Raw genomic sequence first — 912 nt, 5'->3', positions numbered from 1 at the left:
AAGCTGCGATAGATGAAATCAACGCCGCTGCGGGCACGGTTGCCTTGGTAGACAATGGCGATGGCACCTATGTGTTCACGGATGCATCGGGTACAACAACTACCATTAGCGATACGAGCATTAGTACATTGGTTAACAATGGTGACGGAACATACACCTACACCGATGAAACGGGGACAACACAAACTTTCGATTTTGTTAGTAACGATGCAAACAATGATATTACTGTTGGTAGTGACGGAGGTTTGTATTTGAATGTCGCTTCGGTAAGTATTGCTGAAACAATTACCAATATAGCAGATAATGGTAACGGTACGTTTACCTATACCAATGAAAATGGTGTTGCCCAAACAATAGCAAAAGGCGACCTAACAAATAATGGGGATGGCACGTTTACCTATAATAACGGGAATGGAACACCAATTACATTTGTAGGTACAGATGACCAAACAGCAACTGAAGTAGCTATCACTGATGCAGCAGGAAACTTTGCATCGACTGATGTAGAAGGAGCATTGGCAGAATTGGCTACGAACAGCACCGATGACCAGGCTTTAAGTTTGGCAGCAGGTAACATATTGACTTTAGAAGATGGAGGTACGGTAGATTTAACTCCGTTCTTGGATAACACGGACGACCAGGCCATCACAGCATTCAGTTTGGATAATGCTACCAATGTATTGACCATCACATTAGAGAATGGCGGTACGCAGACAGTAGATTTATCGAACTTGGATAATGCCGGTACGGACGACCAAACAGCAACTGAAGTAGCTATCACTGATGCAGCAGGAAACTTTACATCGACTGATGTAGAAGGGGCATTGGCAGAATTGGCTACGAACAGTACTGATGACCAGGCTTTAAGTTTGGCAGCAGGTAACATATTGACTTTAGAAGATGGAGGTACAG

General features: G+C 43.6%; 1 protein-coding gene. It reads left to right on the top strand.

The window, feature by feature from the left end:
- A partial coding sequence (locus FBT53_RS16190) for a hypothetical protein (RefSeq protein WP_370324261.1) occupies positions 1-912 on the top strand: 912 nt, incomplete at both ends.

Origin of the sequence: Flavobacterium sp. ASW18X (assembly GCF_005144745.1) — a bacterium.
In the GTDB taxonomy this organism is placed as follows: Bacteria; Bacteroidota; Bacteroidia; order Flavobacteriales; family Flavobacteriaceae; genus Croceivirga.
The sequence above is the reverse complement of the archived record's forward strand: the minus strand, read 5'-3'. Positions and strand labels throughout refer to the sequence as shown.